Source organism: Streptococcus gallolyticus subsp. gallolyticus DSM 16831 (assembly GCF_002000985.1).
In the GTDB taxonomy this organism is placed as follows: domain Bacteria; phylum Bacillota; class Bacilli; order Lactobacillales; family Streptococcaceae; genus Streptococcus; species Streptococcus gallolyticus.
This window is the reverse complement of the sequence record NZ_CP018822.1, coordinates 1324121-1341468: the sequence shown is the minus strand read 5'-3', so window position 1 is coordinate 1341468 and position 17348 is coordinate 1324121. Positions and strand designations below refer to the sequence as shown.

Below are 17348 nucleotides of genomic sequence, written 5' to 3'. Positions count from 1 at the left end.
GGGAGACATGATGAAAATTGGAAAACACGAGATTGACGGAACAGCTTGTATCATGGGGATACTTAATGTGACCCCAGATTCTTTTTCTGATGGCGGTTCTTACACTTCTATTGAAAATGCCCTTGCTCAGGCTGAAAAAATGATTGCAGCAGGAGCTAAGATTATTGATGTTGGTGGTGAATCAACTCGCCCAGGCTATACTTTCGTTGAAGCAGAAGAAGAAATTAATCGTGTTGTTCCTGTTATCAGAGCGCTCAAAGAACGTTTTGATGTTTTGGTGAGTATTGACACATATAAAACTGAAACAGCACGGGCTGCCTTGGAAGCAGGTGCTGATATTTTAAATGACGTTTGGGCTGGTCTTTATGATGGAAAAATGCTGGCGCTGGCAGCTGAGAAAAATGTTCCTATCATTTTGATGCATAATCAAGAGGAAGAAAAATACGATAATATCACTAAAGAAGTTTGTGATTTTTTAACAGAACGTGCCCAAGCTGCTTTGGACGCAGGTGTTGCGCTTGAAAATATTTGGATTGACCCAGGGTTTGGTTTTGCTAAAAACGAGGCACAAAATATCGAATTGCTAAAAGGATTAGATGCGGTTTGTAAGCTCGGTTATCCAGTTCTTTTTGGAATTTCACGTAAACGTACGGTTGATTATTTGCTTGGTGGGGGAACGTTAGCTGCCGACCGTGATATGGGAACAGCTGCTTTATCAGCTTGGGCTGTCGCAAAAGGTTGCCAAATTGTTCGTGTACATAACGTTGACGTTAATCGTGACATTGTTAAAGTGATTAGTCAACTGAGTTGAAAGGGGTAGGAGAGAAGTTATCTTTGCCACTGGGTAGGGATTCTTCTTTTCTGATTGATTACTAATATGGATAAAATACATTTAAAAGATTGCCGTTTTTATGGCTACCATGGAGCGTTAGCTGAAGAACAAACGCTTGGTCAGATTTTTGTCGTTGATTGCACCTTGTCTGTCGATTTACAAAAAGCATCACAGTCTGATGTGCTAGAAGATACTGTTCATTATGGACTGGTTTTTGAAACGATAAAAAGACAAGTTGAAGAAGAACGCTACGCTTTAATTGAACGTTTGGCAGGAGCAATTTGTCAAGCTATTTTTGAACAATTTCCTCCAGTTCAAGCCATTAACATTAAGATTTTTAAAGAAAATCCGCCAATCAATGGGCATTATGATGCGGTTGGTATTGAGTTAGAACGGGAGCGCGCATGACAAAGGTTTATTTGAGCTTAGGAAGCAATATCGGCGATAAAAAAGCTTATTTACTGGCTGCGCTTGAACGCTTAGAACAATTAGCACAGACTTCTGTGACGTCGGTCTCTTCATTTTATGAGACAGCAGCATGGGGAAAGACCGACCAAGATGATTTTTTGAATAGTTGTTGTGAGCTCGAGACAGATTTGACGCCGCAAGAATTATTACTTGCTTGTCAAAACATCGAAAAAGAGCTGAAGCGTGTTAGGCATGAGCATTGGGGACCTCGTACCATTGATATCGACATTCTGTTGTATGGTAATGAGACGATTGCTACTGAAAATTTGAGCGTTCCGCACCCTTACATGACAGAACGAGCTTTTGTTTTGGTACCGTTAGAGGAAATCGCTCCGCAACTTCAACTTAATGGACAATCAATTTCATCTTATCTGGCGCATTTAAATGTCCAAGAGGTCCGAAAACTTCTGGTTTAACTATCGTCAAAAGCTGATTTTTTTGATATAATTAAGGTCGGCTTTATGCCGATTTTTTAGTAGTGAGTTCAAGTGATTTTAACAACATGCGCCCACTATTTTATTAAAGAATTGTAGAGTTGGAAGAAATGTTAGAATTTTTAAATGAAGAATTAAAAGGAATCGATATTCGTGTTGACGAACCGCTAAAAAAATACACCTATACGAAAGTCGGTGGTCCAGCGGATTATTTAGCTTTTCCGCGAAATCGTTACGAGTTAGCACGAATTGTTACATTTGCTAATAAAAATAATATTCCATGGATGGTGCTAGGAAATGCTAGTAACATCATCGTGCGTGATGGTGGTATTCGTGGCTTTGTTATTATGTTTGATAAACTTAACACTGTTACGGTCAATGGTTATGTGATTGAAGCAGAAGCAGGAGCTAATTTAATTGAAACGACGCGCATTGCTAAATTCCATAGCTTGACAGGCTTTGAATTTGCTTGTGGTATCCCTGGTAGCGTTGGTGGCGCTGTGTTTATGAACGCTGGCGCTTATGGCGGTGAAATTTCACATATCTTGGTATCAGCGCAAGTGATTACCAAAGAAGGTGAAATCAAGACAATTGAAGCTCGTGATATGAAGTTTGGCTATCGTCATTCAGCTGTTCAAGATAGTGGTGATGTGGTCATTTCAGCAAAATTCGCCTTAAAACCAGGTGATTACGTTTTAATCGAACAAGAAATGGCACGTTTAACTCATTTACGTGAGTTAAAACAGCCTCTAGAATACCCGTCATGTGGTTCTGTTTTCAAACGTCCCGTTGGACATTTTGCTGGACAATTAATTAGCGAAGCAAATTTAAAAGGTCACCGTATTGGTGGTGTTGAAGTTAGTAAAAAACATGCTGGCTTTATGGTAAATGTGGCTGATGGTAATGCACAAGACTATGAGGACTTGATTGCTCATGTCATTGACACAGTTGAACAAAATTCTGGCGTTCGTTTAGAGCGTGAAGTCCGAATTATCGGCGAAAAGAAACGTTAAAGAAGCTCCAAGGAGGTTTTATGAGAATTGACTAATCCAATTATTGCGTTTAAAAACGTATCAAAAGTATTTGAAGATAACGGTACTGTTGTTTTAAAGGACATTAATTTTGAACTTGAAGAAGGAAAGTTTTATACCCTACTTGGTGCTTCAGGGTCAGGAAAATCAACGATTTTGAATATCATTGCTGGGCTTTTAGATGCGACGACAGGAGATGTTTATCTCGACGGTCAACGTATCAATGATATTCCCATTAATAAACGTGATGTCCATACCGTTTTCCAAAATTATGCGCTTTTCCCACATATGAATGTTTTTGAAAATGTCGCTTTTCCTCTTAAATTAAAAAAAGTTGATAAAAAAGAAATCGAACGTCGTGTGGAAGAAGCTCTTAAAATGGTGCGTTTGGCTGGTTTTGAAAAACGTCCGATTCAGAAATTGTCTGGTGGTCAACGCCAACGTGTGGCGATTGCGCGTGCGATTATCAATGAACCGCGTGTCGTTTTACTTGACGAACCTTTATCAGCCTTAGATTTGAAGTTGCGGACAGAAATGCAATATGAGCTGCGCGAGCTGCAACAACGTTTAGGCATTACCTTTGTTTTTGTCACTCATGACCAAGAAGAAGCCTTGGCTATGTCAGATTGGATTTTTGTCATGAATGACGGTGAAATCGTGCAATCTGGGACACCTGTTGATATTTACGATGAACCAATTAACCACTTTGTGGCGACTTTCATTGGGGAATCAAATATTTTACCAGGAACAATGATTGAAGATTATTTGGTCGAGTTCAACGGCAAACGTTTTGAAGCCGTTGATGGTGGAATGCGTCCAAATGAAGCTGTTGAAGTGGTTATTCGTCCAGAAGATTTGCAAATCACTTTGCCAGAAGAAGGAAAATTACGTGTTAAAGTTGATACACAGCTTTTCCGTGGTGTTCACTATGAGATTATCGCTCATGACGAATTAGGAAACGAATGGATGATTCATTCAACTCGTAAGGCGATTGAGGGCGAAGTTATTGGGCTTGATTTTACGCCTGAAGATATCCATATCATGCGCCTTAATGAGACAGAAGAAGAATTTGATGCCCGTCTGGAAGAATATGTCGAAATGGAAGAACATGAAGATGGCTTGATTCATGCGATTGAGGAGGAGCGAAATGAAGAAAAACTCTAGTTTCTTCTCAATTCCTTATGTGCTATGGTTGCTTCTTTTTGTCATTGCCCCTGTGATTATGATTCTTTGGCAGTCCTTTTTCGACATTCAAGGTCATTTTACCCTTGATAATTATAAAACCTTTTTTAGTTCATGGACTTACATTCGCATGAGCTTCAATTCGATTTTATATGCTGCCATTATCACATTGGTGACCTTGCTTATCTCTTACCCAACAGCTTATTTTTTGACACGTTTGAAACATAAGCAACTCTTGTTGATGTTGGTTGTATTGCCGACATGGATTAACCTTTTGCTGAAAGCTTATGCTTTTATGGGAATTTTCGGGCAACAAGGTGGTGTCAATGCGTTTTTGAGCTTTGTTGGTATTGGACCTAAGCAAATTCTGTTCACAGATTTTTCCTTTATTTTTGTTGCCTCATATATTGAAATTCCGTTTATGATTTTGCCGATTTTCAATGCGCTTGATGACATTGATAGCAATCTTATCAATGCTAGTCGAGATTTGGGGGCAAATGAATTACAGACCTTTGTCAAAGTTGTCTTTCCTTTATCGCTTAACGGCGTGAGAAGTGGTGTTCAGTCAGTATTTATCCCAAGTTTGAGCTTGTTCATGCTGACACGCTTGATTGGTGGTAATCGTGTGATTACTCTTGGTACAGCCATTGAGCAACATTTCTTGACAACACAGAATTGGGGTATGGGCTCCACCATTGGTGTGATTTTAATCATGGCAATGTTGGCTACGATGTGGGTGACTAAGGAGAGAAGAAAATGAAAAAATTTGCCAATCTTTATTTGACACTGGTCTTTATCATCCTCTATATTCCAATTGGTTATCTGATTTTTTATTCTTTTAATCAAGGCGGGGATATGAATGGCTTTACTGGTTTTACCTTAGAGCATTATTCGGAAATGTTTGCGGATAGTCGTTTGATGTTGATTCTCATTCAAACTTTCTTTTTGGCGTTTTTGAGTTCCATTTTAGCAACAGCTATTGGGACATTTGGTGCGATTTTCATCTACCAAGCACGCCGAAAACATCAGCACGCCATTCTTTCAATGAATAATATTCTTATGGTGGCACCTGATGTGATGATTGGGGCAAGTTTCCTGATTCTCTTTACCCGTTTAGCAGAGCTATTTCATTTCAATCTTGGTTTTATGACAGTTTTGCTTAGTCACATTGCTTTTTCTATTCCAATTGTGGTGTTAATGGTTTTGCCACGTTTGAAAGAAATGAATGACGACATGATTAACGCTGCTTATGATTTAGGAGCAACGCCTTGGCAAATGTTAAAAGAAGTCATGTTGCCATATTTGACGCCAGGAATTATTTCAGGTTTCTTCATGGCGTTTACCTATTCATTGGATGATTTTGCAGTAACCTTTTTTGTAACAGGTAATGGTTTTTCAACCCTATCTGTCGAAATCTATTCACGAGCACGCCGTGGTATTTCTCTAGAAATTAACGCTCTTTCAACGATTGTCTTTCTTTTTAGTATTTTGCTTGTAATTGGTTATTACTTTATTTCGCAAGATAAGGGGGATCGTGATGCGTAGATTATATTCTTTTGTATTGGGCGTGATTGCGGTCACACTTGTTTTGTTTGGCGTTTCTGTTTACATGCAAAAGACGACAAGTTCAACAAGTCAATCGGATAAACTGGTTATTTACAATTGGGGAGATTATATTGACCCTGATTTGATTACAAAATTTACGGATGAGACAGGAATTGAAGTTCAGTACGAAACGTTTGATTCCAACGAATCGATGTACACCAAGATAAAACAAGGTGGAACGACTTATGATATCGCTGTGCCGTCAGATTATATGATTGATAAGATGAGAAAAGAAAATCTTCTTATCAAGTTAGATAAGTCAAAAATCACAGGCTTGGAAAATATCGGTGACGAATTTCTTGGGCTAAGCTTTGATGAAAACAACGATTATTCTATCCCATATTTCTGGGGAACATTGGGCATTGTGTATAATGACACCATGGTAGAAAACGCGCCAGAGCATTGGTCAGACCTCTGGAATTCGGAATACGCCAACGACATCATGCTTGTTGACGGAGCGCGTGAAGTTATGGGGATTGGACTTGGAACGTTAGGATATAGTCTTAATACCAAGTCATTGTCAGAGTTAAATGCGGCTTCTCAGAAGTTAGACGATTTAACTCCAAATATCAAAGCTATTGTCGGCGATGAAATGAAAGGGTACATGATTAATGGTGATGCTGCCATTGGAGTGACTTTCTCTGGTGAAGCTAGTGAAATGCTTGATTCTAACGAACACCTGCATTATGTCGTGCCTAGTGAGGGGTCAAATCTTTGGTTTGATAATTTGGTTATTCCAAAAACAGCCAAACATATCGACGAAGCTTACGCTTTTATCAATTTTATGTTGAGACCTGAAAATGCTGCGCAAAATGCGGAATACATTGGTTATTCGACACCAAATGACGCTGCCAAAGAATTGTTACCAGATGACGTTAAAAATGACCAAGCCTTTTACCCTTCTGAAGAAACCATTGAAAACCTTGAAGTTTATGATAATCTCGGACAAAAATGGCTAGGGATTTATAATGACCTCTATCTACAATTTAAAATGTATCGTAAATAATGATTTTAGGAAGTTGAGACGAAGTGCTCAGCTTCTTTTGATTTGCATCTCGAAAAGTTATCTTAGTTTTGATAAAATAATAGTGACTAATATTTCAGGAAAATCGCAAACATCGTAAAAAGTTTGTTGCATTTGAGAAATTAAGGAGTTTTATATGGATAGTTATCATCGAGAATATGAATTTTCGCTTTCCTCTATTCTCAGTTTTGTTTGGCGAGGGATTGTGGTTGGCTGCGTGTCAGGTATTGTGGTTAGCTTATTTCGCCTTTTGATTGGTTTCATTTCTGCCAAAGTTGTCAATTATTATGAGTTGTCACACGAACAGCCAAGTCTTTTAATTCTCATTTTGGGAGTGACTTTGTTCATTGTTGTTGCCATTGGCTTTTTGATTAAATCCGATTCTGACATCAAAGGTTCTGGGATTCCTCATGTCGAAGGGGAATTGAAAGGATTGCTTCACCCAAATTGGTGGTCTGTTCTCTGGAAGAAATTTGTCGGTGGTGTCTTAGCGATTTCAATGGGATTTATGCTTGGGCGTGAAGGACCAAGTATTCAGTTAGGTGCCATGGCAGGAAAAGGTGTTGCCAAATCTTTAAAAGCAGAACGCATGGAGCAACGTGTTTTGATTGCGAGTGGTGCGGCAGCAGGCTTATCGGCAGCTTTTAATGCTCCGATTGCAGGTTTGCTTTTTGTTATCGAAGAAATCTATCATCAATTTTCACGTTTGGTTTGGATTACCGCTTTAGTCGCCAGTTTAGTTGCTAATTTTATTTCGCTTAATATTTTTGGTTTGACGCCAGTTCTTGATATGCCAGGAGATTTGGCGGTATTGCCATTGAAGCACTATTGGATTTTACTATTGCTGGGTGCTTTTTTAGGCGTTATGGGATATGTTTATGAAAAAACGACTTTGAAGGCAACTATCATCTACGACTTTCTTGGAAAAGTGTGTCACATTCCAAGTCATTTTTACGGTATCTTTGCTGCTATTTTAATCTTGCCAATCGGCTATTTCTATCCGCAATTGCTAGGTGGCGGAAATGGCTTGATTACTTCGTTATCGACAAGTCACCTGACTCTTATGATTGTTTGCCTATACTTTATCATCCGCTTTGTGTGGAGTATGTTGAGTTACTCAAGTGGACTTCCTGGTGGGATTTTTCTTCCGATTTTGACTTTGGGAGCACTTTTGGGCTTTGGTTTTGGGCTATTTTTTGAACAATTCGGTTTGTATTCTAGTCATTATTTGTCCTTGTTTGTCGTTTTAGGAATGGCGGGCTATTTTGGGGCGATTTCAAAAGCGCCACTGACAGCAATGTTTTTAGTAACTGAAATGGTTGGTGATTTCCGTCAATTGATGACGATTGCCGTGGTGACTTTGGTTGCATATATCGCAATGGATTTGTTAAAAGGTGAGCCAATCTATGAAGCTTTACTTGCTAAACTTTCTGTGCCACAAGATAGAGAGGTCATCGAACCAACGTTGATTGAATTAACGGTTTCCGATAAAATTGCTGGAAAATACGTCAGAGACTTGACACTTCCTAAAAATGTTCTTATTACAACTCAAATTCATGCCAAAAAATCAGAAGTGGTATCAGGCAATACACGATTAAATGCAGGCGATACAATCTTTTTGGTGGTCAATGAGCCAGAAATTGGGAAAGTCAGAGAATTGCTAATGTAATTTGAACGATAAAAGAATTTATGAATTCCCTTTCATTTTGCAAAAAGTTTTGGTACAATGGGAGAAGGTAAGAGGATTGTTACTGGTTAAGCAGGCAAAACCTAGTGTACATTTAGAGATTGTGTTAAAACGCAGTGCTTTTTGTGTACGCTAGTTTTGCCTTTTCTTTCCGAATTTTTTTGAGGAGTAGTAGAAGATGAAAATTGATAAAGTCTATAATAACAATGTTGTTTTGGCTAAAGGGGATGACGGAGAGGAAATCATTGTCATGGGAAGAGGGCTTGGTTTTCAAAAAAAGCCGGGTGATGAAATCGATACTGCTTTAGTTGAAAAGACGTTTGTTATGCAGGACAAAGATACAACCAATGAATTGACACGTGTCTATCTTGATTTATCACCAGCAGAAACTGAGGTCGTCCTCGACATTATCAAGCATGGTCAAGAAGTTCTTGGAACCACTTTTGATACTGCCTTTTATATTGCTTTAGCAGACCACTTGCATTATACGCTTCAACGAACTCGTGAAAACATAACCATTCAAAATCCGTTATCATGGGAGATTCGTAAATTTTTTCCAAAGGAATATCAGCTTGGAAGGGATGCGTTAAAGATTATCTTTGAAAAGCTAGGTGTCATTTTGCCTGATGATGAGATTTCATCGATTGCTTTGCATTTTATCAATGCCCAAAAAGATTCGGGAATGGTAGAGCAAAATTATCAGATTTCAAAGATTGTCACGGATATTTTAGGCATTGTTCGTCTGTTTTATGGCAAGGTCGTTGATGAAGATTCGGTAAGTTATAATCGTTTTATTACTCATATTCAGTATTTTGCTCAGCGTGTTGTTAATGGCGTTGTTCAAGGAAAAAATGATAGTTTTTTATATGAACAAGTCAAATTAAACTACCCCGTTGCCTTTTCATGTTCTGAAAAAATAAAAAATTATATCGAAAGTAGTTATGATTTTCCAATGAGTCGTGATGAACAAGTTTATATCACTATTCACATTCAACGTTTGGAAACCAGTCATAACTGATAAAAAGCATTAGATTTCTCTTCAAAGTGATTTGAGGAGAAATTTTTTTGTAAAAATTTTTTAAAATGAAAACATTGTGAAAAATGTTGTAAATTCGCTTTGTGACAATAAAAGGCGAAGAATTCGTTTTCATAAATTATGAAAATGTTGTTTTGCTGTAAAAAAGTTTTAAAAAAGCGCTTGCAAAACATAAAAGCGCATGCTATACTATGAATTGTTAAAAGGATTGTTACTGGTTAGCAGGCAAAACCTAAATGAATACAAGATAATTTTGGCGTTACCGCATGGGCGCAAGAAATTGTTTGGTATTTGTTTAGGTTTTTTCTGTTGTTTAAAACCAGAAAAGAGAAAGGAGCCAGATATGGCTAAAAAAGACTATACAGAGTTGGCAAAAGACATTGTCGCTCACGTTGGTGGTAAAGATAATGTCGTTAATGTTCGTCATTGTGTTACGCGTTTACGTTTTGTCTTAAAAGATGAATCAAAAGCAGATGACGATTATTTAAAACAACGTGACGGTGTTGTGACTGTTGTTAAGGCAGGTGGACAATATCAAGTTGTTATCGGAAATCACGTTCCTGATGTTTATGCATCTGTTCTTGAAACGGGTGTTTCTGGTGTTGGTTCACTTGATGTCGATGAAGGTGATGATGTTGAAAAAGGTAACTTATTCAATCGATTTATTGATTTGATTTCTGGTATTTTCCAACCCTTCCTTGGACCTTTGGCTGCTGCCGGTATTATTAAAGGTATTGTAGCAATTATGGGAGCTTTTGGATTATCAGAAGCAAATAGTGCTTGGTATGTTATCCTTGAAGCTGCTGGTGATGGTTTCTTCCAATATCTACCACTTTTAATTGCGGTTACAGCTGCTCGTAAATTCAAGATGAATGAGTTTACAGCGTTAGCTATCGGTGGTGCACTTGTTTATCCAACATTAACAACTACTATTCCTGCATTAGCAGATGCTGGACTTGATAAAATATTTGGAATTTCACTTGAATTACCATCATCAGGCTCATATCTCTCAACAGTAATGCCAAGTATCCTTGCAATGTGGGTGGCTTCTCTTATCGAAAAGAATATCAAGAAAATCACACCTGATGTTGTTAAACTTTTCGTTGTTCCGTTTGTAACAATTCTTGTTACTGTTCCGTTAACATTCTTGGTTGTTGGTCCAGTTGCTAATCTCCTAACTGACTGGCTATCAGCAGGTTTCCAAGCTGTTCTTAGTTTCAGTCCAATTCTTTATGGATTCTTACTTGGTGCTTTGTGGCAAGTATTGGTTATGTTTGGTCTTCACTGGGCACTTGTGCCACTTGCAATTATGGACGTTGCTACTAATGGTATGTCAGCTATCTTGGTTGCAGCTTGCCTTCCTAACTTTACACAAACTGGTGTTCTTGGTGCAATCATGCTTAAAACAAAAGAACAAAAAGTTCGTACAATTTCTACACCAGCATTCATTTCTTCAATCTTTGGTGTAACTGAACCTGCTATTTACGGGGTTACACTTCCAATGCGTATTCCATTTTACATTTCATGTGGAGTATCTGGTATTATTGGTGCGCTAACTATGTTCTTTAATGTTTATGGATATAGCGTTGGTGCAATGGGAGTTTTCCAATATCCTTCATACGTAAATCCAGCAAATGGTGATATGTCTGGTATGTGGGTAATGATTGCTCTATCTGTTCTTGCTGTTGTCCTCTCATTTGCAGTTCAAATGTTTGCTCCAGTCCCTTACCTTTACGGTGGTCCAAAAGATGCCTCTGCTACAACTGAAGAAAAAGTAGTAGAACCTGTTAATGATTTAAAAGAATTAAAACAGGAAATTATTGCTAGCCCAATGATGGGTGATGTTGTTAAACTCGAAGATGTTCCTGATGAAGTTTTTGCTTCAGGAGCTATGGGTAAAGGTATTGCTATCAACCCAGCAGAAGGTACTGTTTTTGCACCAGCAAATGGTGAAGTGACACTTGTTTTCCCAACTGGTCATGCCATTGGTATGCGTACTGAAAATGGCGCTGAACTCTTGATTCACGTTGGTATGGATACTGTATCTTTGGAAGGAAAAGGTTTCAAAACATATGTTGAAGTTGGTGATAAAGTCGAAGCAGGACAAAAATTGTTAGAATTTGACTTAGCAACCATTCGCGAAGCAAACTTACCTGTCATTTCTCCGATCATTGTGACAAATTCAGCTGATTTTGATGATGTTTTGACAACACAAGAAGCACGTGTTAACACAGGAGATTATCTCTTGACAACACTTGCATAATTAAGTTAAAAGGAACGCTGTTAGGCGTTCTTTTTTGACTGGAAAAATTTTTTGCTACTTCCTCGGAAGCGACTTCTTGTGGAATTCCATGTCAAAGTTTTGAGTCTGAAGTCTTTAAACTTCAATTCATTGCAACTAAAAACACTAAGCATGCTTAGTGTTTTGTTGTTAATTTTTGAGATTTCGTGATGGGTGAGGTCCGATGTAGTGGGCTTTTTTGAATTGTTTGCGGTATTGGCTCGGTGTGAGTTCGTAGTAACGTTTGAATTGTCGGTTGAAATTAGATAAGTTGTTAAAGCCAACAGTGGTAGCAATTTCTAAAATTGGGTCAGCTGTGTTGATTAATAAGTCGCAAGCTTTGTTCAAGCGAACTTGAATGATAAATTCGGTGCAAGATGTGCCAGCGTGTTGTTTAAAGACTGCCATAAAGTGTGTTTTGCTGTAACCCATAAATTGTGAAAGAAAATCAATCGAGAGATTTTTTTGATAATTATTGTTAATGTAATCAATCAATTCACGAATTTGCTCGTTTTTGCGGTAAGCATCATCAGTATTTTTACGTAATACATAATGGTGATAGAAAAGAAGATATAAGAATTCGTTTAATTTTGATTTGAGTAGCAGTTCAAAATGACGTCCTTCGTTTTTAGAAAGCTCAAAAATGGTAAAGAGACATTCTTTGATATCCTCGTACCCTTCCATTCCTGGTTGAATGCGTGGGACAAATTTGTAGAGACTGGTTTGCAACGGTTGCAAATACCTTAGACTGACTTGGTCAACGGTAGAATGTCCAATCATATCGAGGTGGAATCGGAAAGTATCAGTGACGTGTTTTTGATTTTCAAGTGGGTGAATCGAATGCATTCCATTTGGACGGATGAGGATAATATCACCTGCTTGACTGTTAAAATAATCATAATCAATGTGGAAACGAGCCGAGCCCTCGTAGATATAATTGATTTCGATTTCTGGGTGCCAATGGAAAAGGACGTCAGGACGCCCATGTTCAACAACCGTACTGTAATAATCATAAGGCAAGAGATGTTTGTTTTCATCTATTTTTATTTCCAATGGGTCAGTATTATTTTTCATATATTAATCATCCCAATCATAGTATAGTATTATTATGTAATGTTATTATATCAAAATCGACTAAAAATTGGAAACGGATACTTTGATTTTTTCCGAAAATTTTCTTTTTAATATCGTGTTAAAGTATCATAATCTGAAAGGATAATGTTAGCGCTGTGATAGACAAAGCATTATAATTTAGGTGAATCATGACCAAGACCTCTCAAAACAGATAGCAGGGCTGGCGTGATTTAAGTGTTTGGCAAACACACCTCTTATACCCTTACAAACTCCGCAAAGACAACGCAATCTCCTTTGTTTTAGGCGGAGTTTTTGTTTTTGGAGTCAAAAATATCACCGCTATTGTCAGAAAATTTCATGAAATGATTGGTTTCCTTTAGCTATTTTGACTTAAAAGTAGTAGAATGAAAGGGTAAACAATTGTTATAAAAATCGTTCAAGGAGGAATTATCATGGATGAGTTGAAAAAAGTCTTGTTAGCTGGTATTGGTTTGACTTCAATGACTTTGGAAAAAGCTGACGCTTTTGTCAAAGAATTGGTTGAAAAAGGTCGCTTGACCGTTGAAGAAGGCAAAGAATTACAGTCTGAATTAAAACGAAAAGGCGAAGATGAAGCAAAAGAATTACTTGACCAATTGGATGTTAAAACGAAAACTGTTCAATATGCTACTAAAGAAGATGTTTCTCGTCTTGAAGATAAATTGGATGCGCTCTTGAAACAATCAGCATCTGATGATAAAGAGTAGGATGATTTATGTCAAATAAGCGCTTAAGAGAAATCATCGGAGCTTTCAGCTCGGTCGGTTTAACAACGCTAAAAGAAAAAGGAAAAACTATCGAGGACAAATCAACACCTCGTAAATTACGTTTAGCTTTCGAGAAATTAGGTCCTAGTTTTGTCAAAATCGGACAAATTCTTTCAACGAGAAGTGATTTATTTCCTGAAGCTTATATTAGAGAATTAAGCAAGCTGCAAAGCGATGTTCTTCCATTACCGCAAGAGGTTGTCATGGAGGCAATTGCTGCAGAGTTACCAGTACCCATTTCGGAAGTTTTTGCAGGCATTTCTTCAGAGCCTTTGGCAAGTGGCTCGGTTGCTCAGACACATCGAGCTACTTTGCTTAATGGCAAAGAAGTTGTTGTCAAGATTCAGCGACCGCATTTGCCAGAAATTATCGAAGAAGATTTAGAATTGTTGATTGGCTTGTCGCGGCGCATTCCCAAGGCAATGTTGCCCATGGTTAATTTATCAGAGGTTTTGCAGCAGCTCAAGGATAGCTTGACGAAAGAAATCGATTTTCGTAACGAAGCGCAAGCGATGCTTACTTTTGCTGAGTTAAATCAATCGATAAAATGCATTGCCATTCCTGAAGTTTTTGACGAATATACCACATCACGTATGGTTGTTGAGGAGTATATTTCAGGAATTCCTATCAATCATTATGAAGAATTGATTAAAGCTGGCTATGATTTGGAAGACATTGGTAAGAAGCTGATGCTAAGTTTTATCAAACAAGTCTTTAAAGACGGCTATTTTCATGGTGACCCACACCCAGGAAATCTCTTTATTTCTGAAGGAAAAATTTATTTTATTGACTTTGGGATTATGGGAAATCTGGAAAATGGCATGCGCGTGGCGTTAAATGATATTCTTTACAGCTTTACGGCACAAGATGTTGAAGGGATGATGCAAGGCATTTTGTCTGTCACAAGTTTTGATACTTCAATAAATAAAACAGCACTTAGCCAAGATGTTGAACGAATGCTGGCGAAATATTCTAGTTTGGATTTGGGTGTCTTATCTATCACAGATTTATTGGAAGATTTGCTGGACGTTTTCGTCAAAAATGGCTTGAAGGCTTCGCCGCAGATTACGATTTTGGAAAAAGCTGCGCTACAAATTGAAGGAATTTTCCGTGAATTAGCCCCAGAAGTTGACTTGATGACGCTTGCTAAAAATTATTTCTTAGAAAATATGGGACCTGACATGTTAAAACAGGCCCTGAACAAGGAAACGTTACTGATTGAGCTCTTTTATCAATTGAAAAATGGGAAAAATATTCCACGTCGGCTTAATCAGTTACTTGAACAGATGCTCAATGGTCGGATTTTAATCAATCATGACATTTATGATTATAAAAATCGTATTAAGACCATCAGTCAAATAGCTAATCGCTTTGTTGTGAGCATTTTATTTCTGGCAGTTATGTTAACCGCAGCTCTGCTTAGTTTTAATGTCGCAATGCAAGAAATTTCCAAATTTCTTTTTGGTCTTGCTTCTATTTTATTGGTATGGGAGCTTGTCTTGATGTTCAAACATAAATAAAGATGTCAAAAATTTCCTAATAACTTAGGAAATTTTTTCTATTCTCGTTTTTGTAACCGTTTGCTATAATATTCTTGTATTAATCGAGGAGGTTATGTTATGTCTAAATTACCAGAAAACTTTTTATGGGGTGGCGCAGTTGCTGCTCATCAACTTGAAGGCGGTTGGCAAGAAGGTGGCAAAGGTTTAAGCGTTGCTGATGTGATGACCGCTGGGCGCCATGGTGTCGCACGTGAGATTACTGATGGTGTTATCGAAGGAAAATATTATCCAAACCATGAAGCGATTGATTTTTATCATCATTACAAGGAAGATATTGCCTTGTTTGCTGAAATGGGTTTTAAATGCTTCCGTACGTCGATTGCATGGACACGGATTTTTCCAAATGGTGATGAATTGGAGCCAAATGAAGCTGGTTTGCAATTCTATGATGATTTGTTTGATGAATGTTTGAAATATGGCATTGAGCCAGTTGTGACTTTGTCACATTTTGAATTGCCTTTCCATTTGGTGAAAGAATACGGTGGCTTCACCAATCGTAAAGTAATTGATTTCTTTGTCCGTTTTGCTGAAACGTGTTTCCGTCGTTACAAAGACAAAGTCAAATATTGGATGACGTTTAATGAGATTAATAACCAAGCCAATTACCAAGAAGATTTTGCACCGTTTACGAATTCTGGGATTGTTTATAAAGAAGGCGATGACCGCGAAGCGATTATGTATCAAGCTGCGCATTATGAATTGGTAGCGTCAGCGCGTGCGGTTAAAATCGGTCATGAAATCAATCCTGATTTCCAAATTGGTTGTATGATTGCTATGTGTCCTATTTATCCAGCAACTTGCAATCCCAAAGACATTTTAATGGCTCAAAAAGCAATGGAAAAACGTTATTATTTCGCTGACGTTCATGTGCATGGCTATTATCCAAATCATATTTTGAAATACTGGCAACGTAAAGAAATCAAGGTTGATGTGACAGAAGAAGATTTGGCTGATTTGACGGCTGGCACGGTTGATTATATCGGTTTTTCATATTATATGTCATTTGCGATTGATGCACACCGTGACAACAATCCACACTTTGATTATTTAGAAACAGAAGATTTGGTCCGAAATCCATATGTAAAAGCATCAGAATGGGATTGGCAAATTGACCCAGAAGGGCTTCGTTACAGCTTGAACTGGTTTACAGATATGTACCATTTGCCGCTTTTTATCGTTGAAAATGGTTTTGGTGCGATTGACCAAGTTGAGGCTGACGGCATGGTGCATGATGATTATCGCATTGCTTATCTTGGTGCTCATATCAAAGAAATGATTAAAGCTGTTGATGAGGACGGCGTTGACTTGATTGGTTACACACCGTGGGGTTGCATTGACCTCGTTTCAGCTGGTACGGGTGAAATGCGCAAACGTTATGGCTTTATCTACGTTGATAAAGATGATGATGGTAATGGTACTTATAAACGCTCACCGAAATTTTCATTTGATTGGTATAAAAAAGTCATTGCTTCTAATGGTGAGGACGTTTGAGTGAGTTAATAACCTTTATGAGACTGCAATCTCCTGTCTCATGAAGGTTTTTGTTAGATGAGAAAGGATAACTGATGATTGGATTGATTGCCGCTTCACTAACCACCTTGGGCTTTGTTCCCCAAGTGGTAAAAGTCTTAAAAACGAAAGATACAGAATCTATCTCTTTAGGTATGTATAGCATGTCTGTGACAGGAATGTTACTCTGGCTAGCACACGGCATTTCCATTTCTGACATTGCTTTGATTGCTGCGAATAGCATTTCCGCTACACTAGCAGGAACGATTCTGATTTGCAAACTGATTTATAAATAATTTTTTAAAAATTCTCTGAAGTGCTGGTACATCTGCGTTTTAGAGGATTTTTTGATTGAAAATTTGAAATGAATTATCCTATTTAACTATCTTGGAATCCGTTGATAGTAAAGGATTGACAGGGCTTTCAAAAAGGAATATACTAATCGCGTAAAATAAAAAAATACCATATAAGGGAAAAAGGAGGCGTAGTATGGTAGGCATTATCGTTACAATTTTTATTATTTTATTGATTGCGGCAGTTGTCCAAGCTTTCCGCGCTAAGATTTGGGTAACCAAAACATTTGGGTATAATTATGTGATTACAATGACAAATGGTGGCAAGCTGCCAGATTTAAGCCAAAATACCAAGCTAAAAAATAATGTTAGAGTTGTTGGCAAATCTGAACAGAGTTGTTCGGTGCAATCTAGGCTTAATGATACAGAGCTCAAGACGCTTTTGATGAAAGAATACCATTTGGATTCAACCGAGATTCACGTGCAAACAGCGCAGTTGTCAGGAGCACTTGGAATGATTTAGA

17 protein-coding genes are annotated in these 17348 nt (G+C 37.9%); 16 read left to right on the top strand and 1 reads right to left on the bottom strand.

Annotated elements, in window-relative coordinates; translation table 11 throughout:
• The first annotated feature begins 10 nt into the window (after positions 1–10).
• The 11 genes from folP to BTR42_RS06705 all read left to right on the top strand — a co-directional run bounded on the left by folP (position 11) and on the right by BTR42_RS06705 (position 11562).
• Positions 11–811 (top strand): dihydropteroate synthase, encoded by an 801-nt coding sequence (gene folP / locus BTR42_RS06755; RefSeq protein WP_043878569.1) that lies wholly within the window; start codon positions 11–13, stop codon positions 809–811.
• Between the two features lie 66 nt (positions 812–877).
• Complete coding sequence (gene folB / locus BTR42_RS06750) at positions 878–1240, top strand: dihydroneopterin aldolase (protein ID WP_009854334.1); 363 nt, start codon at positions 878–880, stop codon at positions 1238–1240.
• Positions 1237–1716: a 2-amino-4-hydroxy-6-hydroxymethyldihydropteridine diphosphokinase gene (gene folK, locus BTR42_RS06745; RefSeq protein ID WP_003065053.1), complete on the top strand. Its 480-nt coding sequence runs from the start codon at positions 1237–1239 to the stop codon at positions 1714–1716. The genes folB and folK overlap by 4 nt, the downstream gene beginning before the upstream one ends.
• Positions 1717–1844: 128 nt before the next feature.
• On the top strand, positions 1845–2747 hold the full coding sequence (murB, locus tag BTR42_RS06740; RefSeq protein ID WP_009854333.1) for a UDP-N-acetylmuramate dehydrogenase: 903 nt from the start codon (positions 1845–1847) through the stop codon (positions 2745–2747).
• A 27-nt stretch (positions 2748–2774) separates the two neighbouring features.
• Positions 2775–3929, top strand: coding sequence for an ABC transporter ATP-binding protein (locus tag BTR42_RS06735; RefSeq protein ID WP_009854332.1), 1155 nt, complete (start codon positions 2775–2777; stop codon positions 3927–3929).
• Positions 3913–4707 carry an ABC transporter permease gene (locus BTR42_RS06730; protein ID WP_009854331.1) on the top strand — a complete coding sequence of 265 codons (795 nt, stop codon included), beginning with the start codon at positions 3913–3915 and terminating at the stop codon, positions 4705–4707. The genes BTR42_RS06735 and BTR42_RS06730 overlap by 17 nt, the downstream gene beginning before the upstream one ends.
• A complete protein-coding gene (locus BTR42_RS06725; protein ID WP_009854330.1) occupies positions 4704–5492 on the top strand; it encodes an ABC transporter permease in 789 nt (262 codons plus the stop codon). Before BTR42_RS06730 ends, BTR42_RS06725 begins: the two co-directional genes overlap by 4 nt.
• Positions 5485–6558 carry an ABC transporter substrate-binding protein gene (locus BTR42_RS06720; RefSeq protein ID WP_074581063.1) on the top strand — a complete coding sequence of 358 codons (1074 nt, stop codon included), beginning with the start codon at positions 5485–5487 and terminating at the stop codon, positions 6556–6558. Before BTR42_RS06725 ends, BTR42_RS06720 begins: the two co-directional genes overlap by 8 nt.
• A 154-nt stretch (positions 6559–6712) precedes the next feature.
• Complete coding sequence (locus BTR42_RS06715) at positions 6713–8245, top strand: ClC family H(+)/Cl(-) exchange transporter (protein ID WP_077496976.1); 1533 nt, start codon at positions 6713–6715, stop codon at positions 8243–8245.
• Between the two features lie 196 nt (positions 8246–8441).
• Positions 8442–9281, top strand: a complete 840-nt coding sequence (gene licT, locus BTR42_RS06710; protein WP_009854327.1) for a BglG family transcription antiterminator LicT — start codon at positions 8442–8444, stop codon at positions 9279–9281.
• Between the two features lie 361 nt (positions 9282–9642).
• Positions 9643–11562: a beta-glucoside-specific PTS transporter subunit IIABC gene (locus BTR42_RS06705; protein WP_012962021.1), complete on the top strand. Its 1920-nt coding sequence runs from the start codon at positions 9643–9645 to the stop codon at positions 11560–11562.
• Between the two features lie 168 nt (positions 11563–11730).
• Here the strand turns inward: BTR42_RS06705 and BTR42_RS06700 are convergent, their stop codons facing one another.
• Positions 11731–12654, bottom strand: coding sequence for a helix-turn-helix domain-containing protein (locus BTR42_RS06700; RefSeq protein WP_009854325.1), 924 nt, complete (start codon positions 12652–12654; stop codon positions 11731–11733).
• A 452-nt stretch (positions 12655–13106) separates the two neighbouring features.
• Between BTR42_RS06700 and BTR42_RS06695 the strand changes: the two genes are divergently transcribed.
• From BTR42_RS06695 to BTR42_RS06675, 5 genes are all read left to right on the top strand, one after another.
• On the top strand, positions 13107–13400 hold the full coding sequence (locus BTR42_RS06695) for a phasin family protein (protein WP_009854324.1): 294 nt from the start codon (positions 13107–13109) through the stop codon (positions 13398–13400).
• 8 nt (positions 13401–13408) lie between these two features.
• Positions 13409–14980 (top strand): ABC1 kinase family protein, encoded by a 1572-nt coding sequence (locus BTR42_RS06690; protein WP_009854323.1) that lies wholly within the window; start codon positions 13409–13411, stop codon positions 14978–14980.
• A gap of 99 nt (positions 14981–15079) precedes the next feature.
• Positions 15080–16513 (top strand): 6-phospho-beta-glucosidase, encoded by a 1434-nt coding sequence (locus tag BTR42_RS06685; protein WP_077496974.1) that lies wholly within the window; start codon positions 15080–15082, stop codon positions 16511–16513.
• 74 nt (positions 16514–16587) lie between these two features.
• Entirely contained in the window at positions 16588–16827 is a 240-nt protein-coding gene (locus BTR42_RS06680) for a SemiSWEET transporter (RefSeq protein WP_009854321.1), read from the top strand.
• Positions 16828–17020: 193 nt separating this feature from the next.
• Positions 17021–17347: a hypothetical protein gene (locus tag BTR42_RS06675; RefSeq protein WP_009854320.1), complete on the top strand. Its 327-nt coding sequence runs from the start codon at positions 17021–17023 to the stop codon at positions 17345–17347.
• Position 17348: the final 1 nt, after the last annotated feature.